Origin of the sequence: Microbacterium sp. 2FI, from assembly GCF_005502885.1 — a bacterium.
Classification (GTDB): Bacteria; Actinomycetota; Actinomycetes; order Actinomycetales; family Microbacteriaceae; genus Microbacterium.
The window spans coordinates 118,367-143,296 of record NZ_SCMR01000007.1 but is presented as its reverse complement, the minus strand read 5'-3'; the positions used below and the strand labels follow the sequence as shown (position 1 = coordinate 143,296).

20 protein-coding genes are annotated in these 24,930 nt (G+C 70.7%); 11 read left to right on the top strand and 9 right to left on the bottom strand.

Going from position 1 to position 24,930, the window contains the following annotated elements; genetic code table 11:
- The first annotated feature begins 22 nt into the window (after window positions 1-22).
- Window positions 23-1,420, top strand: coding sequence for a DUF2252 domain-containing protein (locus FFS15_RS08350; protein ID WP_137844548.1), 1,398 nt, complete (start codon window positions 23-25; stop codon window positions 1,418-1,420).
- A gap of 25 nt (window positions 1,421-1,445) precedes the next feature.
- Here FFS15_RS08350 and FFS15_RS08345 read toward each other — a convergent pair whose 3' ends face one another.
- Genes FFS15_RS08345 through dnaK form a run of 5 tightly spaced genes read right to left on the bottom strand, consistent with a single transcriptional unit; the run spans window position 1,446 to window position 5,838 of the window.
- On the bottom strand, window positions 1,446-1,856 hold the full coding sequence (locus FFS15_RS08345) for a hypothetical protein (RefSeq protein WP_137844547.1): 411 nt from the start codon (window positions 1,854-1,856) through the stop codon (window positions 1,446-1,448).
- On the bottom strand, window positions 1,856-2,335 hold the full coding sequence (locus tag FFS15_RS08340; protein ID WP_137844546.1) for a MerR family transcriptional regulator: 480 nt from the start codon (window positions 2,333-2,335) through the stop codon (window positions 1,856-1,858). The genes FFS15_RS08345 and FFS15_RS08340 overlap by 1 nt, the downstream gene beginning before the upstream one ends.
- 28 nt (window positions 2,336-2,363) lie before the next feature.
- Window positions 2,364-3,368: a DnaJ C-terminal domain-containing protein gene (locus FFS15_RS08335; protein WP_137844545.1), complete on the bottom strand. Its 1,005-nt coding sequence runs from the start codon at window positions 3,366-3,368 to the stop codon at window positions 2,364-2,366.
- Between the two features lie 5 nt (window positions 3,369-3,373).
- A complete protein-coding gene (locus tag FFS15_RS08330) occupies window positions 3,374-3,970 on the bottom strand; it encodes a nucleotide exchange factor GrpE (protein WP_137844544.1) in 597 nt (198 codons plus the stop codon).
- Window positions 3,971-3,972: 2 nt separating this feature from the next.
- Window positions 3,973-5,838, bottom strand: a complete 1,866-nt coding sequence (gene dnaK / locus FFS15_RS08325; protein WP_137844543.1) for a molecular chaperone DnaK — start codon at window positions 5,836-5,838, stop codon at window positions 3,973-3,975.
- Between the two features lie 210 nt (window positions 5,839-6,048).
- On the opposite strand from dnaK, the gene FFS15_RS08320 reads away from it, so the two are divergent.
- Window positions 6,049-10,047 carry a S8 family serine peptidase gene (locus FFS15_RS08320; RefSeq protein ID WP_137844542.1) on the top strand — a complete coding sequence of 1,333 codons (3,999 nt, stop codon included), beginning with the start codon at window positions 6,049-6,051 and terminating at the stop codon, window positions 10,045-10,047.
- On the opposite strand, the gene FFS15_RS08315 is transcribed toward FFS15_RS08320, so the two are convergent.
- The 3 genes from FFS15_RS08315 to FFS15_RS08305 are packed head-to-tail and all read right to left on the bottom strand — an operon-like array spanning window position 10,028 to window position 13,356.
- Window positions 10,028-11,242, bottom strand: coding sequence for a cation:proton antiporter (locus FFS15_RS08315; protein ID WP_137844541.1), 1,215 nt, complete (start codon window positions 11,240-11,242; stop codon window positions 10,028-10,030). The genes FFS15_RS08320 and FFS15_RS08315 overlap by 20 nt on opposite strands.
- Window positions 11,243-11,251: 9 nt before the next feature.
- On the bottom strand, window positions 11,252-11,740 hold the full coding sequence (locus FFS15_RS08310) for a TrkA C-terminal domain-containing protein (protein ID WP_137844540.1): 489 nt from the start codon (window positions 11,738-11,740) through the stop codon (window positions 11,252-11,254).
- A gap of 32 nt (window positions 11,741-11,772) precedes the next feature.
- Window positions 11,773-13,356: an MFS transporter gene (locus FFS15_RS08305; RefSeq protein ID WP_137844539.1), complete on the bottom strand. Its 1,584-nt coding sequence runs from the start codon at window positions 13,354-13,356 to the stop codon at window positions 11,773-11,775.
- A gap of 176 nt (window positions 13,357-13,532) precedes the next feature.
- Here FFS15_RS08305 and FFS15_RS08300 point away from each other — a divergent pair, with 176 nt between their 5' ends.
- The 3 genes from FFS15_RS08300 to FFS15_RS08290 all read left to right on the top strand — a co-directional run bounded on the left by FFS15_RS08300 (window position 13,533) and on the right by FFS15_RS08290 (window position 17,681).
- Entirely contained in the window at window positions 13,533-14,939 is a 1,407-nt protein-coding gene (locus tag FFS15_RS08300; protein ID WP_137844584.1) for an MFS transporter, read from the top strand.
- Window positions 14,940-15,044: 105 nt separating this feature from the next.
- Window positions 15,045-15,602: a hypothetical protein gene (locus FFS15_RS08295; protein ID WP_137844538.1), complete on the top strand. Its 558-nt coding sequence runs from the start codon at window positions 15,045-15,047 to the stop codon at window positions 15,600-15,602.
- 168 nt (window positions 15,603-15,770) lie between these two features.
- Window positions 15,771-17,681 carry a VWA domain-containing protein gene (locus tag FFS15_RS08290; protein WP_137844537.1) on the top strand — a complete coding sequence of 637 codons (1,911 nt, stop codon included), beginning with the start codon at window positions 15,771-15,773 and terminating at the stop codon, window positions 17,679-17,681.
- Window positions 17,682-17,884: 203 nt separating this feature from the next.
- On the opposite strand, the gene FFS15_RS18860 is transcribed toward FFS15_RS08290, so the two are convergent.
- On the bottom strand, window positions 17,885-18,472 hold the full coding sequence (locus tag FFS15_RS18860; RefSeq protein WP_249353862.1) for a MarR family winged helix-turn-helix transcriptional regulator: 588 nt from the start codon (window positions 18,470-18,472) through the stop codon (window positions 17,885-17,887).
- A gap of 116 nt (window positions 18,473-18,588) precedes the next feature.
- On the opposite strand from FFS15_RS18860, the gene FFS15_RS08280 reads away from it, so the two are divergent.
- The 6 genes from FFS15_RS08280 to FFS15_RS08255 all read left to right on the top strand — a co-directional run bounded on the left by FFS15_RS08280 (window position 18,589) and on the right by FFS15_RS08255 (window position 24,895).
- Entirely contained in the window at window positions 18,589-19,257 is a 669-nt protein-coding gene (locus tag FFS15_RS08280; RefSeq protein WP_137844536.1) for a hypothetical protein, read from the top strand.
- Window positions 19,254-19,982: a CbiX/SirB N-terminal domain-containing protein gene (locus tag FFS15_RS08275; protein WP_349290457.1), complete on the top strand. Its 729-nt coding sequence runs from the start codon at window positions 19,254-19,256 to the stop codon at window positions 19,980-19,982. The genes FFS15_RS08280 and FFS15_RS08275 overlap by 4 nt, the downstream gene beginning before the upstream one ends.
- Window positions 19,983-20,107: 125 nt before the next feature.
- Window positions 20,108-21,823, top strand: a complete 1,716-nt coding sequence (locus FFS15_RS08270; protein WP_137844534.1) for a nitrite/sulfite reductase — start codon at window positions 20,108-20,110, stop codon at window positions 21,821-21,823.
- A complete protein-coding gene (locus FFS15_RS08265) occupies window positions 21,820-22,563 on the top strand; it encodes a phosphoadenylyl-sulfate reductase (RefSeq protein WP_137844533.1) in 744 nt (247 codons plus the stop codon). The genes FFS15_RS08270 and FFS15_RS08265 overlap by 4 nt, the downstream gene beginning before the upstream one ends.
- Window positions 22,560-23,579: a sulfate adenylyltransferase subunit CysD gene (gene cysD, locus FFS15_RS08260; RefSeq protein ID WP_249353858.1), complete on the top strand. Its 1,020-nt coding sequence runs from the start codon at window positions 22,560-22,562 to the stop codon at window positions 23,577-23,579. Before FFS15_RS08265 ends, cysD begins: the two co-directional genes overlap by 4 nt.
- Complete coding sequence (locus tag FFS15_RS08255) at window positions 23,579-24,895, top strand: GTP-binding protein (protein WP_137844532.1); 1,317 nt, start codon at window positions 23,579-23,581, stop codon at window positions 24,893-24,895. The genes cysD and FFS15_RS08255 overlap by 1 nt, the downstream gene beginning before the upstream one ends.
- Window positions 24,896-24,930: the final 35 nt, after the last annotated feature.

Genomic DNA, 24,930 nt, shown 5'->3' with positions numbered 1-24,930 from the left:
GTCCGGGTGCCACACTGTGTGCATGTCGACGTCTGACGCGCGCCCCATCGCGGACGCCTGGGCCCCGCTCCCGTCCCTGCGTGAACAGCTCGCGGAGGGTCATGCCATTCGCGAGCGCGTTTCGCGCGAATCGCTCGCCGAAGGGCCGGTCGGCGACCGCGATCCGATCGGCATCCTCGATGCGCAGGACGCCACCCGCGTGCCCGAACTCGTCCCCATCCGCACCGCGCGCATGGCCGAGAGCCCCTTCGCGTTCTATCGGGGCACCGCAGCGATCATGGCGGCCGACCTCGCCCGATCGACGGGTCCCGACATCTCGGTCGGCTCCTGCGGCGATGCGCACGTGGCGAACTTCGGCCTGTACGCCTCGCCGCAGCGCACCCTGGTCTTCGACCTGAACGACTTCGACGAGGCCGCCTGGGCGCCGTGGGAGTGGGATGTCAAGCGCCTGGTCACGAGCATCGTGATCGCGGGGCAGTCCACGTCGCGCGATGACAAGGTGGTCCGAGAGGCATCGCTGAGCGCGGTGCGCACCTACGCGCGGTCCCTGGCCGGTGGCGCCGAGCGCAGCCCTCTCAAGCGCTACTTCGACCGATTCGATGCCACCGCGGCAGGCAGATCGATCGACGATGAGACGCGTGCCGCGGTGGACGCCGCGATCAAGGACGCCGAGAAGCGCACCGGTGCCCGCGCGGCGAAGAAGCTCACATCGCTCGGTGGCGACGGGCGGCTGAGCTTCATCGAGCAGCCCCCCACCATGACCCACGTCGACGCGGTGATCGAGCAGCGGGTCTTCGACGTGATCGACGACTATGTGCTGTCGGCGAATGTCGACATCCGCATGCTGATGCAGAGCTACGGCGTATCCGACCTCGCGCGCCGCGTGGTCGGCGTCGGCAGCGTGGGCACCCGCTGCTACCTCATCGCCTTCCAGGACGGCGACGGCAACGCTCTGCTGCTGCAGGGCAAGGAGGCGGGCGCCAGCGTGCTCATCGAGCACGGTGGGGCCGAGCAGCCTCCGCAGGTCCACCGCTACATCGACCGGCATGGCAACGGAGGACGCGTCGTGGCGATGCAGCGGGTGCTCCAGGCTGTTTCCGACCCCTTCCTCGGCCATGTGCGGGGCCTTCCAGCCGACCTCGCCGGTGGCGAGCGCGCGTTCTACGTGCGGCAGTTCCACGACAAGAAGGGCGGGTTCGACACCGACACGCTCGAGGATTCGGCCTTCCGCTGGTACGCCGAAGCGTGCGCCGCGACGCTCGCGCGGGCGCACGGCCAGTCGCCAGGCAGTGCCGTCGTGGCGGGCTACATCGGCGGCGGCCGCGTCGCCGGCGAGGCGATCCTGGAGTGGGCGTACCGCTACGCCGACATCTCGCGCGCCGACTGGCAGCTCTTCCGGGAGCGCCGCGGGGTCGCCTGACGCCGCCGCGTGAGCCGAGCGGCGCCTACTCGGGCGCGTGCTCGGCGAGCCAGGCGCCTCCGACGCGCTTGGTGACCTTCAGCAGCCACGCGTCGGTGACGACTTCGCGGAGGTGATCGGATTCGATGTGGTCGAGCCGCACCAGCACCGCGGGGTAGCCGTCGAAGTGCGGGATCGTGAAGAACACGTCGGGATAGGTCTCGAGCAGCGCCGCCTTCACCTGCTGCCCGTCGGTGCGGACGCCGATGACCTCGCCGGGCGGCCATTCCCGCCCGAGTCGCTCGAGGGCCGCGAGGTCGGCCTGGCCGGGACCGCGCTCCCACACGAAGGCTCCCGTCGGCATGCGCCACGTCATGCCGCCGCGGTGCCCGTCGACGCGCTCCGTCACCCCCGGGAACCCGAGGGCGATTTCGCGCACATCGTCGAGCGTGGGCATCAGTCCGCGGACGGCGCTGCGCTCTCGTCGCCGGGATCGTCGTCGGGTCGATCGATGCTCTGCCGCGGGCGCCAGATCACGAGCTCGGTGGCCCGCCGCACACGCGTGCCGTGGCGGAGCGTCACGACCGAACCGGTCGAGCCCGCGGCGAACACGCGCGCGCCCGGGCGCCGCTCGAGCTCGGTTCGCACGCGCTCCTCGAGATCGCGCACGCGGGAGTGGAGCTCGCGCACGCGATCTTCGAGCTCGAGGATGCGCACGATCGCCGGCAGTCCGATGCCCTCCGCCGACATGCGCGCGACCTCGCGGAGCTGCGCGACGTGGCGCAGCGAATAGCGCCGCGAGCCGCCCTGCGTGCGCGCCGGGACGACGAGTCCGAGTCGGTCGTACTGACGGAGCGTCTGCGGATGCATGCCTGAGAGCTCGGCAGCCACGGCGATCGCGAAGATCGGCGCGTCCTCGTCGAACTGCTCAGCCATCGGCATCCTCCTCACCCCCGCCAGGATCTCAGCCGCGCGCCTTGCTCATGATGTCGGCGCGCGGGTTCTCTTTGGGCTCCAGCTCGTGGAACCGCTCGAGCGCGGCGCGCGCGTCGTCGTCGAGGTGCGACGGCACGGCCACCTGCACTTCGGCGAGCAGGTCGCCGGTTCCTTTCGCCGTCTCGACCCCGCGGCCCTTGACACGCAGCACGCGACCCGACGGCGTTCCCGGCGCGACGCGCAACTTCACGGGGTCTCCCCCGAGCGTCGGCACCTCGATCGTCGCGCCGAGCGCCGCCTCGGTGAAGGTGACCGGGACGGTGACGCGGAGGTTGAGTCCGTCGCGCGTGAATACCGGATGCGGCCGCACGGTCACCGCGACGACCACGTCGCCGGTCTCGCCGCCGTCGGGCGACGGGCGCCCGCGACCGCGCAGACGGATCTTCTGGCCGTCCGAGACGCCCGCGGGGATCTTCACCTTGAAGGGCTTCCCATCCTCGCCCTGCAGCGTGATCGTCTCGCCCTTGGTCGCGGTGACGAAGTCGACCGTCGTGCGGGCCGTGACATCCGCGCCGCGCGTCGGTCCGCCGTACCCGCGGTAGCCGCCGGTCGACTGCCCGAACCGGCCCGAGCCGAAGCCCGCACCCTGCTGGTTGAACATCGAGAAGATGTCTTCGAAGTCCTCGGCCGACTGGTAGCGGCCACCGGCGCCGCCGCCACGGCCCTGTCCGAACATGCTGAACACGTCCTCGAAGCCGCCCGCGCCCTGACCGCTCGCGGTGAAGCGGGCGCCGCCGGCGCCCATCGCGCGCAGCTGGTCGTACTCCTTGCGCTGCTCGGCGTCGGAGAGCACCGAGTACGCCTCGCTGATCTCCTTGAACTTCGCCTCGGCCTTTGCATCGCCCTGATTGGAGTCGGGGTGATACGTCCGGGCGAGCTTGCGATAGGTCTTCTTGAGATCCGCGTCGGCGATGTCCTTGGGCACGCCGAGGATCGCGTAGAAGTCCTTGTCGAACCAGTCCTGACTGGCCATGGCCTCTATCCGGCCTCGACGGGCACGGCCACGACGACCTTCGCGGGGCGGAGCTCGACCGTGCCGAGGCGGTAGCCGATCTCGACGACCTCGAGGACGGTCGGCTCGGTCACACCGGGCGTGGGCGCCTGGAAGATCGCCTCGTGCTGCTGCGGATCGAACACCTCGCCCGCCTCGCCATAGGTCGTGAGGCCCATTCGCTCAGCGATGCCGCGCAGCTTCTCGGCGATCGCGAAGAAGGGGGTGCCCTCTTCGAGGTCGCCGTGCTTGACGGCGCGGTCGAGGTCGTCGAGCACGGGGAGGAGCCCCTTGGCGACGGCACCCTTGGCGCGCTCGATCTCGAGCTCTCGCTGCTCCTCGGTACGCCGGCGGTAGTTGGCGTACTCGGCCTGCAGGCGCTTGAGATCGTTGAGGAGGGCCGACTCGAGGTCGGCGATCACGGCGTCCTCCGCCGCGGCATCCGCGTTCTGGGTCGCGCCGAGGATGTCGTCGACCGTGAGCTCCTCCTGCGGGTCAGGGTCGGAAGCCTGCGCTTCCGACCCCGCCTCGCCGAGGACCTCGTCTTCGCCGTCGTGCGGCTGTTCGTGGTCCTTGTCGGCCATGGTTACTTCTTGTCTTCCTCGTCGTCGACGACCTCGGCGTCCACGACATCCTCATCGGATGCCGAGCCGCTGTCGCCGGCCGGAGCCTCACCCTCGGCATCCGGCGCCGGAGTCTGCGTCTGGTTCGACGCGTAGATGGCCTCGCCGAGCTTGCCCTGGCTCTGGTTGAGCTTTTCGAACGCGGCCTTCACTGCCTCGTCGTCGTCACCGGCGAGCGCGGTCTTGAGGGCATCGACATCGCCCTGGACCTCGGTCTTGACGTCTTCGGGCAGCTTGTCGTCGTTCTCCTTGATCAGCTTGTCGATCGAGTACGACAGGGTCTCGGCCTGGTTGCGCGTCTCGGCGAACTCGCGGCGCTTCTTGTCCTCGGCGGCGTGCTCCTCGGCCTCGCGCACCATGCGCTCGATGTCGTCCTTCGGCAGCGACGAGCCGCCGGTGATCGTCATCGACTGCTCCTTGCCGGTGCCCTTGTCCTTGGCGGAGACGTGCACGATGCCGTTGGCGTCGATGTCGAACGTGACCTCGACCTGCGGGATGCCGCGCGGCGCCGGAGCGATGCCGGTGAGCTCGAACGTGCCCAGCGGCTTGTTGTCGCGCGTGAACTCGCGCTCGCCCTGGAAGACCTGGATCGCGACCGACGGCTGGTTGTCGTCGGCGGTCGTGAACGTCTCGCTGCGCTTGGTCGGGATGGCGGTGTTGCGCTCGATGAGCTTCGTCATGATGCCGCCCTTGGTCTCGATGCCGAGGCTCAGGGGGGTCACGTCGATGAGGAGGACGTCCTTGCGCTCGCCCTTGAGGACACCGGCCTGGAGGGCTGCGCCCACGGCGACGACCTCATCGGGGTTGACGCCCTTGTTCGCCTCCTTGCCGGCCTCCGCCTTGACGAGCTCGGCGACGGCGGGCATGCGGGTGGAACCACCCACGAGCACGACGTGGTCGATGTCGCCGACCTTGATGCCGGCCTCGCGGATGACGTCCTCGAACGGCTTCTTGGTGCGGTCGAGGAGGTCCTTCGTGAGGTCCTCGAACTTGGCGCGCGTGAGGGTCTCGGACAGCGAGACGGGGCCCGAGTCGGTCAGCGACAGGTACGGGAGGTTGATGCTCGTCGAGGTCGACGACGAGAGCTCCTTCTTCGCCTGCTCCGCGGCCTCCTTGAGGCGCTGGAGGGCGATCTTGTCGCCCGAGACGTCGACGCCGGTGGTGTCCTTGAACTGCTTGATCAGGTAGTCGACGACCCGCTGGTCCCAGTCGTCGCCGCCGAGGCGGTTGTCGCCGGCGGTCGAGCGCACCTGGATGGTGGAGAAGTCGTCGTCCTTGCCCACTTCGAGGAGGGAGACGTCGAAGGTTCCGCCACCGAGGTCGAAGACGAGGATGAGCTCGTCCTCCTTGCCCTTGTCGAGGCCGTAGGCGAGGGCTGCGGCGGTGGGCTCGTTGATGATGCGGAGGACGTTCAGGCCCGCGATCTCGCCGGCCTCCTTCGTGGCCTGGCGCTCGGCGTCGTTGAAGTACGCGGGAACCGTGATGACGGCATCCGTCACCGTGTCGCCGAGGTACTGCTCGGCGTCGCGCTTGAGCTTCTGCAGGATGCGGGCCGAGATCTCCTGCGGCGTCCACTTCTTGCCGTCGACGTCGAAGCCCCACGTCGTGCCCATGTGGCGCTTGACCGACGAGACGGTGCGGTCGACGTTGGTGACGGCCTGGCGCTTGGCGGTCTCGCCGACGAGCACCTCGCCGTCCTTGGTGTAGGCGACCACCGAGGGGGTGGTGCGGAAGCCCTCGGCGTTCGCGATGACCTTGGGCTCGCCGCCCTCGAGGACGCTGACGACGGAGTTCGTCGTACCGAGGTCGATTCCAACAGCACGTGCCATGTGTATCTCTCCTTGTTGAGGGGGTTTCGTAGAAGTCAGGGGGCGACCTTGAGTCGCAACGGCTCAACCCTACTCCGGGTGTTTTCGGCTGTCAAATGAAGTTGATACCACTCGGCTCAACTTTGGGATCGGGTCGGCGGGTATCACGGCGTCAGGCCCCTCCCTCCTTGCATTCGTCAGCGCTTTCTCCGCGACCACTGAGGACATGCCATGAACGAGAACACCCTGTCCGTCTCCGTCACCGCGTACGACCGCACCCCCATCGCGGGCGCGCAGGTCACCCGCACCGGTGAGGATCGATCGACCGAGACGCGCGAAACCGACGAGCGGGGGTACGTCCGGTTCGACGCACCGCCGACCGAGCCCGCCCGCGTCACGGTCATCGCCCCCGGGTTCGCCCCCGACGAGCGGGCCATCGGCAACGGCTACCCGACACAGCCCGACGGCGTCGAGCCGTTCGTCCTCGGCCCCGCCGGCTGGCCTGCGTACTTCCGTGGACGCGTGCGCATCCCGTTCCGCCCGATCACCGACGCGGTCGGTGTGCGCCTCGCCGAACCGCTCGAAGGTCCCGGCGAAGACGACGCGCTCAAGGCCATCGACGGCCTCGAAGAGACCCCGACCGACACCATCCGCTTCGACGATCCCTCGGTCGTCGTGGTCCGGGTGCCGGAAGCACCCGGCGACACCGACGAGGTCGTGCGCCGCATGGACGCCCGCAGCGCCGAGCAGGGACTCGGCCAGGTCGGGGCGCTCGTGACCCTCACCGAGACGGGCGCCTCATTCCTCACCGACACGATGACGGTGTCGTTCCTGGATGCCGACGCCGACGCGGTCGAGGTCGCGTCCCGCCACGGCCTCGAGGTCGTCAAGCAGTTCCGCGCGCTCGGCAGCACCTACGTCTTCCGCTCACCCGCCGGCGCCGGGTACGACCTCCTCGACAAGGTGGCTGCCGTCGCCGCCGAACCCGGCGTGCGCTACGCCGAGCCGAGCCTCATCCACACCGCCGAGGTCGACGCCGTCACCCCGAACGACTTCCTCTTCCCCCAGCAGTGGGATCACCGCCTCATCCGCACGCCCGACGCATGGCAGGTGCTGCAGAACATCGCCCCCGCCCGCACGTTCGGCGACGCGTCGATCTCGATCGCGGTCGTCGACAACGGCGTGGACGTGACCCACCCGGCGATGGCGGCGACCCTCTCCGACGGCACCGCGAAGGTCAGCCAGCTCTTCGACTTCGTGCGGATGGCCGCCGACAACACCTCGACCGTCGACGGCGACCACGGGATGGCGTGCGCGTCGGCCGCGGCCGGCGCCTCGAACAACGCCGAGGGCCAGGCCGGCATCGCCGGCAACTGCCACGTCATGGGCATCCGCCGCGGCGGAGACGAGGTGCGCTACTCCGAGATGTATCTGTGGCTCGCCGGCCTCGACGCCGACAGTGCGACCGCGGGCTTCCCCACCCAGCTCGCCGACGGCGCCGACGTGATCACCAACAGCATCGCCTTCAGCGACAGCGTCGGCGACCCGATCTCGGCGCTCATGCAGGACACCTTCGACGCCGTGGCCGACCAGGGCCGGGGCGGCCGCGGGACCGTGCTGTTCTTCTCGGCGGGCAACGTCAACCAGGACCTCGACGTCAGCTTCCACCGCCCGTGGAGCATGTACGGCCGGTGCTACGGAGTGAGCGCCTCGACCCTCGCCGCCGACGGTGTGAACGAGGTCAAGAGCGACTACAGCAGCTTCGGATCGACCGTCGACTTCTGCGCCCCCTCGAACGACACCTTCGCGCCGGTCATCCACAACCCGAACGCGCAGTTCGGGGCGTTCTCGGCCACGCGCGCCGACGCGCCCGAGGGCACGGCGATCCCCGGAACCGCGGCGAGCGCCACGACACTCTCAGCGGCGAGCGCCGCCGGCGCCATGGCGATCACGGTCGCGAGCGTCGCGGGTGCGGCGGTCGGCGGCTCGGTGCTCGTCGGTCCCGTCGCCAACGCGACCTCGCGCGGGCGCACCATCACCGCCGTCAACGCGGCGACGCGCGTGGTCACCCTCGACCGCGCCCTGCCCGCCGCGTTCGCGAACGGCACGGCCGTCGCGTTCGCCCCCCACCTGTACCGCAGCGACTTCGGCGGCACGTCGTACGCGACGCCCGTCACCGCCGGCGTCGCGGCGCTCATGCTGTCTGCCAACCCCCAGCTGTCGTGGGAGCAGGTCGGCGACATCCTCCGGGCCACCGCCGTGAAGATCGACCCGAACAACACCGACGCGACCGGCCGCTGGCGCGACGGCGCGAACCGCATCTCGACCGACCCCGCCTATGCCGGTCCGGTGACCAGCGAATGGTACGGCTCGGGTCGCATCGACGCCGCCGCCGCCGTGACGCGCGCGGCCTGGACGATCGACCGGATCACCGACGCGGTGGAGTTCATCGACGTGCCCGAGGGCGAGACGACCTACCGCGCGGTGCGGTTCGACGTCCACAGCCTCTACGGCTCGACGTTCACCACGACCGGAGTGCCTGCGGCCCCGTTCGGGATGCCGGCAGGCCAGACGGAGTCGCTCTCGGGGACGGCCGACTACGCCGTCGTCCAAGAGGCGTACCTCTGGGTCGCCTACACCGGCACCGCGGCGGGCGACACCGCTGCCGGGAGCATCACCGTACGCCACGATCAGACCGGCGCGGAGTGGACGATTCCGATCGCCGCGAACACCGTCGCGCGCAAGACCGCGTGCGTCATGCTCGTGCTCGACCGGTCGGGCTCGATGGACTTCCCGTCGGGGGTCGGCACCAGCAAGCGCATCGACGTGCTGCGGTACTCGGCCGGCATCCTCGCCGAGGCCGTCCACGAAGGCGACGGTGTGGGGATCGTCGCGTTCGACCACGACCCGTCGACGGTCCTCACCCCGCCGGTCGGGCCGCTCGCCGAGCCGACGCTGTTCGATCCGGTCCGCGACCAGGTGCGCTCGGCGATCACGACCTTCGCGGTCAACATGGCCGGTGCCACCTCGATCGGCGACGGCCTGGAGATCGGTCAGAGCGAATTGAACCCGGTGGGCGGCTACGACATCAAGGCGAGCGTCGTCTTCACCGACGGCTACGAGAACAGCGAGCGCTGGATCGCCGACGTCGGTCCGTCGATCACCGATCGCACCTACGCGGTCGCGCTCGGTCGCGCTGAGAACATCCGCCCGGCCACCCTCACCTCGGTCACCAACGACACCGGCGGCTACTGCGTGCTCACCGACGAGCTGAACAACGACAGCCGCTACAAGCTCGCGAAGTACTTCCTGCAGGTGCTCGCCGGCGTCAAGAACGACCAGATCGTCGTCGACCCGCCGGTGACGGTGCCCCTCGGCGACACGGTCGATGTGCCGTTCGAGCTGGCCGAGACCGACTTCGTCGCCGACGTGATCCTGCTCACGCAGCATCCCGAGCTCATCGAGATGACGCTCCTCACCCCCGCGGGCGATTTGATCGACCCCGCGTTCATGGCGGGTCTCGGCGGCCGCAACTACGTCAAGGTGGGCGACAACATCGTGTACTACCGCCTCACGATCCCGGCGCCGATCGGGTCGGGCGCGCACGAGGGCACGTGGCACGCCCGGCTCCACCTGCCGAAGGATGCCGTCAAGCGAGCCCGCCGCGGCGAGAAGAAGCTCACGCCCGAAGAGCTCGAGGCTCTCATGGGCAAGGGCTTGGAAGGCGTCGTGCTGGTGCACGCCTCGTCGAACCTGCGGATGGGAGCCCGCATCCGCCAGGACTCCTTCGAGCCCGGCGCGAAAGTGCTGCTGTCGGCTGATCTGACCGAGTACGACGTGCCCGTCGAGCGTCGCGCCGAGATCGAGGCGCTGGTGACCGCGCCCTCCGGTTCGCAGTTCTCGATCCCGCTGGCCGAGGTGGGGCCGGGGCTGTTCGAAGAGGCCCTCGCCGCCGACGAGCAGGGAGTTTGGACCGTGCTCTTCCGCGCACGCGGCAAGACGTTCCGCGGGTCGCCGTTCACCCGTGAAGAGGTGCGCACGGTCGCGGTCTGGAAGGGCGGCGACAGCTACGAGCCCAAGGAAGAGGAAGAGCCTCGCGGCAAGAGCCCGCGCCGACAGCGCGAGGCGTGGGAGCTGCTGCTGCGCGACCCGAAGCTCGTCTCGCAGCTCTCACGGCGCCTCGCGGCAGCGGGCCTCGTGCTCGACGACGTCACTCCGGCGGAGCGGTGACGGCGGGGGCCTGCCGCGCCCGGCGCGCCGCCTGACGACGCCCGGCCCACCGCTGGAACCGGCGCGAGTCGGGGATGCGGGCCAGGAGCGGCCCCGCGATCATCGTGATCAGCACGTACGCGGTCGCCAGGGCCGCGAGCGCCCCGTCGACGCCGGCGGCCACGGCGAGGCCCGCGATCACGATCGAGAACTCGCCGCGGGGCATGAGCGCCAGGCCCGCGCGCCAGCGGCCAGCCTCGGCGATGCCCGCCCGGCGCGATGCGCGGTAGCCGGTGAAGACCTTCGTCGCCATCGTCACCACCGCGAGCAGCACGGCCGGCACCAGCATCGGCACGAGGTCGCGCGGGTCGGTCGACAGGCCGAAGAAGAGGAAGAAGACGGCTGCGAACAGATCGCGCAGCGGCGTCAGCACACGTTGCGCGTGCTTGGCGGCCGGCCCCGAGATCGCGATCCCGACGAGGAAGGCGCCGACGGCGGACGAGACGTTCGCGCCGGCGGCGAGGCCGGCGACCACCAGGGTGAGTCCCAGCACCGACAGCAGCAGCACATCGGCATCCTTCGACCAGACGAGCCGCGAGACGACGCGGCTGTGCCGCAGGGCGATGTACAGGATGAGGGTGACGGCGGCGAGGGCGAGGATGACCGAGAGGGTGCCCGCGCCCAACCCCATCCCGAGGAGGAGCGCCGTGAGCACGGGCAGGTAGAACGCCATCGCGAGGTCTTCGATGACGAGGATCGACAGCACGATCGGGGTCTCGCGGTTGCTCAAGCGCCCGAGGTCCTGCAGGATCTTCGCGATCACGCCCGACGACGAGATCCACGTGATGCCGGCCATCGCCACCGCCGCGACGGGACCCCAGCCGAGTACGAGAGCCAGGAGTGCCCCGGGAACGGCGTTGAGCAGCATATCGAGGAGCCCCGCGGCCTTCGAGGCGCGCAGGTTGTCGACGAGCTCTCGCGCGGTGTATTCGAGACCGAGCATGAGCAGCAGCAGGATCACGCCGATCTCGGCGCCGATCTCGATGAACTCCTCACCCTGCGTGAAGGGGAGCAGCCCTCCTTCGCCGAAGGCGAGGCCGCCGAGAAGGATCAGCGGAATCGGCGAGATCCCGAGCCGCGACGCGAGTCGGCTCAGCAGCCCGATGCCGAGGATCAGCGCGCCGATCTCGATCAGGACGAGCGCGCCGTGGTCCATCGGCGACCGTCACCTCCCGGCGATGATGCGCACGAGGTGCTCGAGCCCCTCGCGCGTTCCGACGGCGACGAGCGTGTCGCCGCTGTGGAGCAGGTCGGCGGGCTCGGGCGCCGGCAGCACGCCGGTGTCACGCACGATCGCGATGATCGAGCACCGCGTGCGGGTGCGCGCCTTCGTCTCGCCGAGTGCCCGGCCGACGAACGGCGAGTCGGCGCGAACCGGGATCTGCTCGGTGAACAGCCCCGAGATCTGCTCGCGCAGGCCTGCGAGCTGCGTGAGGATCAGAGATCCGCCGAGCACCTCCGACAGGGCCGTGGCCTCGTCGTCCGTGAGGACGATCGTCTCGCTCGCGCGATCGGGATCGTCCTCGTCGGCGAGGGCGAGCTCGCGCCCGCCGTCGCGGAAGTTGATGACCGAGAGGCGACGCCCCTCGTCGGTGAGGATGTCGTGCCGCACCCCGATACCGGGGAGATCGGCGCGCTCGACATGGACGGGCATGGGTACATCCTGGCACCGGACGGGCGTCGCGGTCAGCCCAGAACGGAACCCTCGGCCCCCGATGACGCCTTCGGGTCGGGCAGGCGCCGCATCCGCAGGCCGTTGAGGATGCCGAGGACCCCGGCCGCGATCGGGATGAGCAGCGCGATCTGCAGCGCGAGCGGTCGCGCCTCGGTGTTGATGCGGACGATCTCGTCGGCGACCTCGGGCGGCTCGTCGGCGAGCAGCTCCTCCAGCCCGGTGTTCGACATGAGCTGCGCATCCTCTTCGAGCACCGTCGTGACCTGCTGCTGCTGGTCGGCGGTGAGCACGGTGGAGGACGCGGTGAGCGCGGCGAATCCGGTCGCGAGCGCGGCGAGCATGATGGCGCCGGCGAACGCGAGCCCGAACGAGAGCCCGAACGATCCGGCGGCCGAGTTCACTCCTGCCGCCTCGCTCACCCGCTCGTCGGACACCGGTGAGAGGGTGTAGTTGTTCAGCTGCGAGACGAGAAGACCCAGGCCCGACCCGCTGATGATGAGCGGCACCGCGAGGTACCACCCCGAGTCGGCGATGGGCACCAAGGGCACGAGCACCACGAGCCCGACGACGAGCAGGACGAATCCCCACAGGATGAGATTCGCGGGACGCCCCGTGCCCCGCCCGCCGGCGATGAGCGCGACGGCGAACATGCTGAGCGAGAGCGGCGCGATCGACAGGCCCGCCTGCAGCGCGTTGTACTCGAGCACCATCTGGAGGTAGAGGGGCAGCACGATCATCGTGCCGCCGAGCGCGATCTGCTGGAGCAGCTGCCCGCTCACTCCGGTGCGGAACGGCTTCGAGGAGAACAGATCGGGGTCGAGCAGGGTGGGCTTCGCGCGGCGTTTGCGCGAGGTGAGCCAGAGGACGAGCCCTCCGAGCGCGGCGACGCCGATGGCGATCGTCAGCGCGACATAGCCCCCGCCCTCCTGCCACACCAGGATCCCCAGCACCACGCCGCCCATGCCGACCACCGACAGCGCCGCGCCGACGAGGTCGATGCTCCGGTCCCCCGTGTAGGGCACGTCCTTGACCAGCGGCAGGCCGATGAGGACCACGGCGATGATGACCGCCTCGAGCAGGAACCCGACACGCCACGACAGGAACGTCGTGATCACGCCCCCGAGAAGCGGCCCCACCGCGGCTGCTATCGCGGCCGAGGCGCCCACGAGGGCGTAGACCCGCTTCTGGTGATCGCCGGAGAAGTTGCCGTGGATGAGCGACTGCATCGCCGGCAGCAGCAGCGAGGCGCCGATGCCGCCGATGACGGCCCAGAAGAGGATGACGGCAGAGAGCGAATCGGCGAGCGTCATCGCGATCGCGCCGATCGCGTAGCCGAGCAGACCCAGCACATACGCGCGCTTGCGGCCGATGAGATCGCCGGTCTTGCCGCCGATGAGGATGAACGCGGCGGAGACGAGCGCCTCGAGCGCGATCGCCCCCTGCACTCCGCTCGCGGTCGTGCCGAGGTCGTGGACGACCGCCGAGATCGACACGTTCATGAGCGAGGTGTCCACCACGAGCACGAACATCGCCATGGCGAGGAGGATCGCGAGGCGCGCGTTGAAGGGCGTCGGTCCGGGGGCGCCGCTGGTCATCCCCGAAGCCAACCACACGGGAGCGGTCGGGCGACATGAGGGAACGCTCAGATCACCCGATCGGGGGGAGGACGCTCGATCGGGCGGTATCGATGTAGCCTGACGACGAGCCGCGACGAGGCGACTCGAGCATCGGCGCCACCCGCCGTTCATCGAAGGGCCCTAGCGTGACGAACATGCCGCTCCCCGACCAGCCCGCCCCCGAGTCCGAGGTCGCCGCCGCGACGATTGGCACCACCGACCGCACGCGCCGCCCCGGCGTCGTCGCGTGGGCGCTGTGGGACTGGGGATCGGCGGCCTTCAACGCGGTCGTGACGACGTTCGTCTTCAGCACGTTCCTCGCCTCGAGCCTGTTCGTCGATCCGGATGTGGTCTCCGCCGCCGGCGAGAACGACAAGGATCCCGAGCTCGTCGCGGCCCTCGCCACGAACGCCGCAGTCGTCGGCTGGGCGCTCATGATCGCCGGCATCCTCATCGCCCTCCTCGCACCCGTCCTCGGCCAGCGCTCCGACGGGTCGGGGCGGCGCAAGCTCTGGCTCGGCGTCAACACCGGCGTCGTGGTGCTGGCGATGGCGGCGATGTTCTTCGTCGAGGGCACCCCGTCCTACCTCGTGCTCGGGGCGACGCTGCTGGCCGTCGGAAACATCTTCTTCGAGTTCGCCGGCGTCAACTACAACGCGATGCTCGTGCAGGTTTCGACCCGCGAGAACATGGGCCGCGTCTCGGGCTTCGGCTGGGGCATGGGCTACGTCGGCGGCATCGTGCTGCTCCTCCTCCTGCTCGTGCTGTTCATCCAGGGCTTCGGCGTCGAGGGGCAGGCGGGCCTCCTCGGCATCTCGACCGATCGCGGGCTCCACATCCGCTTCGCGATCCTCGCCTCGGCGCTGTGGTTCGCGATCTTCGCGATCCCGGTGCTGCTGCGCGTGCCCGAGATTCCGCCGCGGGAGCGCGCGGTGCGAGTGGGCTTCTTCCGCTCGTACGCGGTGCTCTGGGCCACGCTCACGAAGCTGTGGCACGGCAACCGCCAGGTGCTGATGTTCCTGCTCGCCAGCGCAGTGTTCCGCGACGGCCTCGCCGGGGTCTTCACGTTCGGCGCGATCATCGCCGCGCAGGTGTTCGGCTTCTCGTCCGCCGAGGTGCTGTACTTCGCCGTCGCCGCCAACGTCGTCGCCGGCGCCTCCACGATCATCGCCGGCCGACTCGACGACCGGTTCGGGCCGAAGCGGGTCATCCTGGTGTCGCTGCTGGGCTTGATCGTCGCCGGATCCTCGGTGCTGTTCATCGGAAGCGAACAGCTCGGATTCTGGATCGCCGGGCTCATCCTGTGCGCCTTCGTGGGGCCGGTGCAGTCCGCCAGCCGCTCCTTCCTCGCCCGCATCACCCCCGCGGGCCGCGAGGGCGAGATCTTCGGCCTGTACGCCACGACCGGTCGCGCGGTGTCGTTCCTCGCCCCCGGCCTCTTCGCGCTGTTCGTCGCACTCTCGGGCGACACGCGCCTCGGCATCCTGGGCATCGTGCTGGTGCTGCTGGCGGGGTTCCTCCTGATGCTGCCGGTGAAGGAGAAGCAGGCCGTCATCGACTGACGCCAGGCGCGCCGTCCGGGTCGAACGGCCCGCAGGACTTCGGCTAGCCTCCTTTCGGGGGGTTGCTCCTTCGCCGACCCGTCCCCCCGTAAGGCCACGCCCCCCGTGACACTCTCCCTCGTCGAGACGCGCCGCGCCGCGCGGCATCGCCGTGCCGTGGCGTACTGGGTGGTCACCGGGGGGATGTACCTGTCGCTGTGGTTGGGTGCGACGCTCGCCCCGCCCGCGTGGCTGCACTACGCGTCGCTGTTCGCCCACCTCGCCTCGGTCATCGTCGGGCTCGGCGCAGCGGTGCTCCTGGAGACCAAGGGCCTCCTGTGGACGACGGGCAGGCGCACCCTCGACGAGCTCCGCCAGACCGAGCGCACCGTCACGCCGCTCGCGTGGCTCGGCATCGTTGGGCTCCTCGGCACAGGCGCCTTCCTGCAGCCCGACCTCTCCGACCCGCTCACCGCGCTGAAGATGCTGGCGGTGTTCGTCGTCGCCCTCAACGGCGTCGCGATGACCCGGCTGAGCCGCGAGCTCATGCGGCTTCCGCCGCGCGTGCGGTTCTCGTCGCTCCCTGGGCGCATGCGCGCATGGTGCGTGTGGAGCGCGGTCGTCTCGCAGGCAGGCTGGTGGACGGCGGTCGTGATCGGGATGCTGAACACCGCCGCACCGTGAGTTCGGGCTCGCACGCCGCACCCCCTCCGGGTTAGAGTCGAGAAACCGTCGGGACCGAACCCGGCATCAGGTCGCCCCCCACCTGAGGATTTCTCACATGCCCGAGCTCCGACTCGCCGGCTCCACCGCGTGCGCGCGTTCGCGCGCCCGCGCGCAGGGACGCCGCTCATGAGCGTCAACACGAGCGCCATCGAAGAGCGCCGGCTCCGCCGCCGGCAGCGACGCCGGCGATTCGTGATGTGGACGAGCATCGTGAGCATCGTCGTGCTGGTCGCCGCCCTCGGCACGATCGGCACGCTCGTCGTCTCGGCGCTCGCCGCGACCGACGAGCCAGCGGCCGAGGCGCCACCCGTGCCCGAAGCCGAGGCCGAGCTGATCGCGTTCCCTGCCGACGAGCCCGCCGCGACGGCGGGCACAGAGCCGTGCGCGACCGTGCCCGTGCTGTCGTCGTTCGAGAACGCCGGCATGGTCGAGGCACTCGCCGCCGCCTACAACGCCGCGCCGCGCAACGTCGCGGGGTCGTGCGTGACGGTCACCACGAGCCGCGACAAGTCGGGGGTGGCGGCATCCTTGGTCGCCGAAGGCTTCCCGCAGCTTTCGGCCGAGGCCAAGCCGACCATCTGGCTGCCCGACGCGAGCACGTGGCTCGAGGTCGCGCGCGACCAGGGCGCCACGGCGCTGCGCGCCGACGGTGCGAGCGCGGGATCGTCGCGCATCGTGCTGGCGATGCCCGGACCGCTCGCCGAGGCGATCGGCTGGGACGCCGAGCCACCGACGTGGGACGAGGTGTTCGCCGCTGCCGACGACGCCGAACTGTGGAACAACCTCGGGCACCCCGAGTGGGGCGCGTTCAAGCTGGGCAAGACCAGCCCGGTCGTGGCGACCTCGGGCGAGGCTGCGATGTTCGCGTCGTTCGGCGCCTCGGCGGGATCGGTCGCCGAGCTCACCGCCGCGCAGGTCGCCGACCCGGCGGTCGTCGACGAGGTGCGCGCCCACGAGCTCGCCACGAGCCACTACATGGCGACACCCGAGCACTTCCTCTGGCACGCGCGCCAGGCCGAAGACACCGGCGGCTCGTCAGCCGACTTCCTCTCCGCCGTCATCGTCGACGAGAAGTCGGTGTGGGACTACAACCGCGGGATCACCAGCCGCGACGGCATCACGCGCGTCGAGGGCGAGCCACCGCAGGAGCAGTTGGTGCCGATCTACCCCGCCGACGGCACCTTCGCCGCCGACAACCCGGTGATGCGTCTGACCGGCGACTGGATCGACCCGGTCGAGGCCGAGTCCGCCGCGGACTTCATCCGCTTCGTCCGCACCGCCGAGGGCCAGGCCGCGGTGCGCGCGGCCGGCTATCGCGACCTCAACGGCATGCTCGATGCCGAGGTCGCCAGCCTCGCGAACCTGGTCGAAGAGCCCGCGACCGCCCTCCCCCTTCCCGCGGCAGACGTCGTCACGGCCGTGCATGCGGCGTTCCCCGAGGTGCGCAAGCGCGCGAACGTGCTGTTCCTCATGGACGTCTCGGGCTCGATGGACGAGAAGATCTCGGCATCCGAGACCAAGCTCTCCGCGGCGAAGAACGCGATCGCGCTGGCGCTCGATCACTTCACGACCGGGGACGAAGTCGGCCTCGCCGGCTTCGCGCAGGCGGTGGACGGATCACTCGTGCCGGGCACGGTCGCCCCGGTGGGCGACTTCGGAAGCACGCGCGAGTCGATCCTCGGGGCGCTGGGCGGCCTCACATCGATGGGTGACACGCCGCTGTACCAGGCGGTCGACCAGTTCGCGGCGGCACAGGCGGCGTCGTGGTCGTCCGACCGGATCAACGCGATCGTGCTGCTGAGCGACGGCGAGGACGACCCGCTCAACGCTCCGACGATCGGCGCCGAGGCGATGCTCGAGAACCTGCGCGCGCTCCACCACACGACGCCGGTGCTCGTGTTCACGCTGGCGTACGGCGCCGACGCGGATGTCGCGACGCTGCAGTCGATCTCGAGCGCGACCGGCGCGCACTACTACGACGCGACCGACCCGCGGAAGATCGAGGCGGTCCTCGGAGACCTCGTCACGAGCTTCTGACGGCAGCCGCCACCGCCCGCTCGACACTCGTCGGCGCCCAGAAGACGCAGATCGCCGCTGAGAGGCTTCGTCTGCAGCAATCTGCGTCGTCTCGCGTGCTCGTGCCTCGGCATCCCGTCGCCGAGACGACTCACATTGCGCCTTCTACGCCGTCCCGCAGCAATCTGCGTCGTCTCGCCGCCGTGCGGCGGGCGGCCGTCCGCTCACCCCGGCGACGCGCCGGGCCATGAGTCGGCGAGCTTGGTGAGGAGCCGCGCGAGATCGGCGCGCTCGGCATCGGTGAACGCGCCGAGCGCGCTGTCGATCGCCTCCCGCCGTTCGCCGCGGAAGCCGCGCACGAAGCCGGCGCCCGCATCCGTGAGCGCCACGCGCGTGCGTCGCGCGTCGTCGGGGTCGACCTCGCGACGGACGAGCCCCATCTCCACCGCCTGCTGCACGAGGCGCGACGCGCGGGGCTGATCGACGCCGACGGCCTCGGCGATCTCGCCGATCGACAGGGGATCGGATGCCGCGGCAAGCGCCTCGAGCAGGCGCATGCGCGCGGGTCCTCCGAGGCGTGCGGCGCCCGCCCACGGCGGCCCGCCGTGCCCCCGCCCAAAGTGCCCGCCGTGCCCCCACCCGGGCTCGCCGCGGCCGTGACGGTGCTCGTTGTCGTGCAGCCCGGGTCCGTGCAGAGGGCTCGGTCGCCCGCCCCCGCCGGGATCCCCCGGCGGCCGCGGCATCCGTCTCCCTCGCAAGCGGGCGAGGGCGGCGGCGATGGCGTCGGCAGGATCCGCGGGGGTCTCGGGCATCTTCCCAATTTACATGCGACTTGACATGTATCGCAATTGCATGTCACACTGCATGTACATGTACTGATACATGTAATCACCGCGGCGCGAGTCGCCACGCCAGACAAGGACCTCCCATGAACACCGAAGACGAAGACAACCCCACCACTCCGACGAACGACACCACCTCTCGCCCGCTCGGCTTCTGGCTGCGCGTCGTCGACGAGCGCATCACCGACGAATTCCGAGCGGCCTTCGACGGCGAGCACGTCTCGCGTCGCGACTGGATGCTGCTGAACGCCCTGTCGGGCGAGCATCTCCACCCCGGCATCGCCGACCGCGCAGGCCGCCCCGGCCGGCCTGCGCGCAAGAGCAAGCGCCTGCACCGCCTCGCCGACCTCGGCTGGGCCGAGGAGCAGGGCGACGGCACCTGGCGACTGACAGACGACGGGCGCGCGGCGAAGGCGCGACTCGGCGAGAAGGTCGACGGCATCCGCTCCCGTGTGGCCGGCGCCGTGTCGCCCGAGGACTTCGCCACGACCCTCGCCTCGCTCGAGGCCATCGCGCGCGAACTCGGATGGGACGAGACCCAGCGCCCGGCGCGCCGCGGCCGCTTCGGCCGCCAGCGTGGGTTCGCGCCCGACAACCGTCACGGCTTCGGGCCGAACCTGCACCACGGCTTCGAGCCCGGCGACCACCCGCACCACAGCACGCATGGCCACCGCGCCCACCACGGTCACGAAGACGAGGGATGCCGCGGCCATCGCGGACGGCACGGCCAGGCACACGCGACAATGGAGTGGTGACGAACGCCGCCCTCCTCGCGATCTCCCACGGCACCGCCTCCCCTGCGGGGCAGGCAGCCGTCTCCGCCCTCGTCGACGCCGTGGCCGCGGCTCTCCCCGCGGTCACGGTGCGCCTCGGCCACGTCGACGTGCAGCAGCCCGATGTGGCGGCATCCCTCGCAGCCCTCCCCGAAGACCAGCAGATCGCGGTCGTGCCACTGCTGCTGTCGGCCGGCTATCACGTGCGGGTCGACCTCAAGAAGCAGTCCGCGGCGCATGACGGCGTCACGATCGGAGCGGCTCTCGGCCCCGATCCTCGGCTCGTCGACGCCCTGCTCGCCCGCCTCGAACCGCTCGGGGTGCGCGATGACGACACGATCGTGCTCGCGGTCGCGGGGTCGAGCGACGAGCGCGCGAACGACGACTGCCGCGCTATCGGCGCGATGCTCGCCGAGCGGCTCGGGCGCGGGGTGACGGTCGGCTTCCTCGCCGCCGCAGAGCCGCGCCTCGGCGCCGCCGTCGACGCAGCGCGAGCGAGCGCCCGCGGGCGCGTGATCGTGGCGAACTACCTGCTCGCGCCCGGCTACTTCCACGACCTGGCGGTGCGGCTGTCCGGCGACGCCCCGGTCGCGCGACCCCTGCTCGACGACGACGCGCCGGCGGCATCCCTCGTCGATCTCGTGATCGACCGCTACCACGCCGCCGCCGATTCGCACCCCGACGGGGCCGCGGGCGCAACTGTGTGACGCCGCATTACGTCGGTTAACGGCTCTTGACGCCCGGATAGGTCATCCGGCAGGCCCCTCGTAGCCTCGCGGAAGTGGACTCGATAGAGTCCCCCCGGGGACGCCCGGGTCATCCGGAGGCCACCGTGACCATCAGCGACACCGACCCGCGCCGCGCGGCAGCGCGACCGCCGCGGCCGTCATCCCGCCCCAACGGGCAGTGGAAGATCGACGGCACCGCGCCCCTCAACGGCAACGAGGAGTGGAAGCAGGTCGACAACGGCCTCGCCGTCCGCGGCCGCATCGAGAACATCTACTCGAAGGGCGGGTTCGCCTCGATCGACCCGACCGACCTGCACGGCCGCTTCCGCGTGTGGGGCCTCTACACGCAGCGCAAGCCCGGCATCGACGGCGGTCGCACCGCGACCCTCGAGCCCCACGAGCTCGAAGACGAGTACTTCATGCTGCGCGTCCGCATCGACGGCGGGCAGCTGACCACCGAGCAGCTGCGCGTCATCGCGAGCGTCTCGAACGACTTCGGCCGCGGCACCGCCGACCTCACCGACCGCCAGAATGTGCAGCTGCACTGGGTCGAGGTCGAATCGATGCCCGAGATCTGGCGCCGCCTCGAGGCCGTCGGGCTCGGCACCACCGAGGCCTGCGGCGACGTGCCACGCGTCGTGCTCGGCTCTCCCGTCGCCGGCATCGCCGCCGACGAGCTGATCGACCCCACCCCGCAGATCGACGAGATCACCTCGCGCTTCATCGGCGACGAGTCGCTCGCGAACCTCCCCCGCAAGTTCAAGTCGGCGATCACCGGGCACCCGAGCCAGGACGTCGTCCACGAGATCAACGACGTCGCCTTCGTCGCGGTCGACCACTCCGAGCTCGGCATCGGCTACGACCTGTGGGTCGGCGGCGGCCTGTCGACCGCGCCCCGACTCGGCGAGCGCCTGGGCGTCTTCGTCTCGCCCGAGCGTGTGGCGGAAGCCTGGCACGGCGTCGCGCAGATCTTCCGCGACTACGGCTACCGGCGACTGCGCAACAAGGCGCGGCTGAAGTTCCTGCTCGCCGAGTGGGGGACCGAGAAGTTCCGCCAGGTGCTACAGGACGAGTACCTCGGCTACGCGCTGCCCGACGGCCCGGCGGCCCCGAAGCCCGCGACCGCGGGCGACCACGTCGGCGTCCACCGCCAGAAGGACGGTCGCTTCTACGTCGGGGTCACCCCCATCGTCGGCCGCGTCTCGGGGCCGATCCTCGCCGACCTCGCCGACCTCGTCGAGGCGCACGGGTCGACGCGGCTGCGGACGACCCCGCACCAGAAGCTCGTGATCCTCGACATCCCCGAAGACCGGGTCGAGTCGCTCATCGCGGGCCTCGACGCCCTCGGCCTCTCGGCGCGGCCGAGCCTCATCCGCCGCGGCACGATCGCGTGCACCGGAATCGAGTTCTGCAAGCTCGCGATCGTCGAGACCAAGGGCTACGCGACGGCGGCCGTGCTCGAGCTCGAAGAGCGCCTCGCGGGCTTCGACCTGCCGCATCCGATCTCGCTCCACGTCAACGGCTGCCCGAACTCGTGCGCCCGCATCCAGACCGCCGACATCGGGCTCAAGGGCCAGCTCGTCACGATCGACGGCGAGCAGGTGCCGGGCTACCAGGTGCACCTCGGCGGTGGGCTCGCATCGCAGGACCGCGACGAGGCCGGCCTCGGCCGCACCGTCCGCGGACTCAAGGTCGCCGCCGACGGCATCGCCGACTACACCGAGCGGGTCGTCAAGCGCTTCCTCGCAGAGCGTGACGCCGCAGCCGACGAGACGTTCGCCCAGTGGGCGCACCGCGCCGACGAGGAGGCGCTGGTATGACCGTCTCGCTCGCCCCCCGCGCCACGGTGCGCCGCAGCCGCGACGAGCTGCGGGCGCTCGCCGAGCAGGGCAACATCGAGCTCGGCAGCCTCACCGACCACGAGGCCTCGCCCGCCGAGGTGGTCGCGTGGGTCGCGGAGCACTTCGGAGTGGATGCCGCAGCCGTCGCGTGCTCGATGGCCGACGCCGCTCTGCCCCACCTCGTCGCCGAGCAGCTCCCCGGCGTCGACGTGCTCTTCCTCGACACCGGCTACCACTTCGCCGAGACCCGCTTCACGCGCGACGAGGTCGAGCGTGTGCTCGACGTCCGGATCGTGGACGTGCTCCCCGAGCAGACCGTCGCTGAGCAGGATGCCGAGTTCGGCGAGAAGCTCTTCGCCCGCGACCCGGGCCTGTGCTGCGCGCGCCGCAAGGTCGCGCCCCTGCAGGACGCGCTCTCGGGCTACGAGGTGTGGTTCACCGGCGTCCGCCGTGAAGAGGCCCCGACCCGCGCGAACACGCCGCTGGTCACGTGGGACGAGCGCAACGACCTGGTGAAGGTCAACCCGGTCGCGGCGTGGACCTTCGACGACCTGCTCGACTACGCCGGCGCCCACCAGGTGCCGGTGAACCTCCTGGTCTCCAACGGCTACCCCTCGATCGGATGCGAGCCGTGCACCCAGCCGGTCGCCCCCGGCGAAGACCCCCGGGCCGGCCGCTGGGCGGGCCTGTCGAAGACGGAATGCGGACTGCACCTATGACTCTCTCCGACACCGACACCTCGCTTCGTCTCGCTGCGCTCGCTCAGCGACCCGAAGGGGATGCTGCGCTCGCTCAGCGACCCGAAGGGGATGCTGCGCTCGCTCAGCGACCCGAGGGCAGTGCCGCACTGTCGACGCTCGACCTGCTCGAGGCCGAGGCGATCCACATCATCCGCGAGGTGGTCGCCGAGTTCGAACGACCCGTGCTGCTGTTCTCGGGTGGCAAGGACTCCGTCGTCGTGCTGCACCTCGCCACGAAGGCGTTCGCGCCCGGGCGCGTGCCGTTCCCGGTGCTGCACGTCGACACGGGCCACAACTTCCCCGAGGTGCTCGCGTTCCGCGACGAGACCGTCGCGCGTCTCGGCATCCGTCTCGAGGTCGCGCGCGTGCAGGACTACATCGACGACGGGCGGCTGCAGGAGCGCGCCGACGGCACCCGCAACCCGCTGCAGACCGTTCCGCTCCTCGACGCGATCGCCGCCGGCCGCCACGACGCCGTCTTCGGCGGCGCCCGCCGCGACGAGGACAAGGCCCGCGCCAAGGAGCGCATCATCTCGCTGCGCGACGAGTTCGGCCAGTGGGACCCGCGCAACCAGCGCCCGGAGCTGTGGAGCCTGTACAACGGCCGCCACACCCCCGGCCAGCACGTGCGCGCGTTCCCGATCTCGAACTGGACCGAGCTCGACGTCTGGCGCTACATCGAGCGCGAGGGCATCGCCCTGCCGCCGCTGTACTTCGCGCACGAGCGCGAGGTCTACTCGCGCGACGGCATGTGGCGCCCGGTGGGCGAATTCTCACCTCCGCGCGCCGACGAGCGCATCGAGGTGCGCACGGTCCGCTATCGCACGGTGGGCGACATGAGCTGCACGGGCGCCGTGGAATCGGATGCCGCCGACCTCGGCGCCATCGTCGCCGAAGTCGCCCGCTCCACCATCACCGAGCGCGGCGCGACCCGCGCCGACGACCGCCTCTCGGAGGCGGCGATGGAGGACCGCAAGAAGGACGGATACTTCTGATGACCACCCCCGCCCTGGCCACCGGAACGCTGTTCCGCTTCGCGACCGCAGGGTCCGTCGACGACGGCAAGTCGACGCTCGTCGGTCGTCTGCTGCACGACTCGAAGGCGATCCTCGCCGACCAGCTCGAGCAGGTCGCGCGCACCTCCGCCGACCGCGGCTTCGCCCACGGCGAGTTCGACTTCGCGCTGCTGACCGACGGCCTCCGCGCCGAGCGCGAGCAGGGGATCACGATCGACGTCGCCTATCGGTACTTCTCCACGGGTGCGCGATCGTTCATCCTCGCCGACTGCCCCGGACACGTGCAGTACACGCGGAACATGGTCACGGGCGCCACGACCGCAGACGCCGTGATCGTGCTGATCGACGGCCGCAAGGGCGTCCTCGAGCAGACCCGGCGCCACCTCGCCGTCGTCGCACTCCTGCGCGTGCCGCACGTGATCGTCGCGGTCAACAAGATCGACCTCCTCGACTTCGCCGAAGAGGCGTTCGCGCCGGTCGAAGCCCAGGTGCGGGCTGTCACGAGCGAACTCGGCATCGGCGATGTGCACGTGCTGCCGGTGTCGGCGCTCGAGGGCGACAACATCGTCGAGCGGTCCGAACGCACGCCCTGGTACGAGGGCCCGGCGCTGCTCGAACTGCTCGAGGCTCTGCCGAGCCAGGACGAGGTCGAGACGGCGCTCGAGGCGTTCCGCCTGCCGGTGCAGCTGGTGCTGCGGCCGCAGGGCGGCCTCGCCCCCGAGTTCGCGTCCGACGAGGATGCCGTCGAGCGCCTCCGCGACTACCGCGCCGTCGCCGGCCGCGTGTCGTCGGGGACCGTGAGCGTCGGCGACCGGGTCGAGATCTTCCCGACCGGAATCGCGACGACGGTCACCGGCATCCAGGTCGCCGGGCGCGAGGCGACTTCGGCCGTGGCCGCGCAGTCGGTCTCGCTGCAGTTCGCCGACGACGTCGATGCCGCCCGCGGTGCGCTCGTCGTCGCGGCCGGCACCCTCCCCGAGGCGCGGCGCGAGATCGATGCCGAGCTCTTCCAGCTCGACGCACGCCCTCTCACCGCCGGGGCCCGCGTGCTCGTCAAGCACGGCACCGCGACCGTGCAGGCGATCGTCGCGCAGATCGAGTCGCGGTACGACCTCGACGCTCTCGTGCACGAGCCCGCCGGGGTGCTCGAGACCAACGACATCGGCCGCGTGCGGCTGCGGTTCGCGGCCGACCTGCCGCTCGAGCCGTACGGCGCGAACCGCCACGGGGGCTCGTTCCTCGTCATCCATCCGTCCGACGGCGCGACTCTCGCCGCCGGCATCACGCGCGACTGACCGGTCGCGCACCCACCACACCGAACACTGCCTGC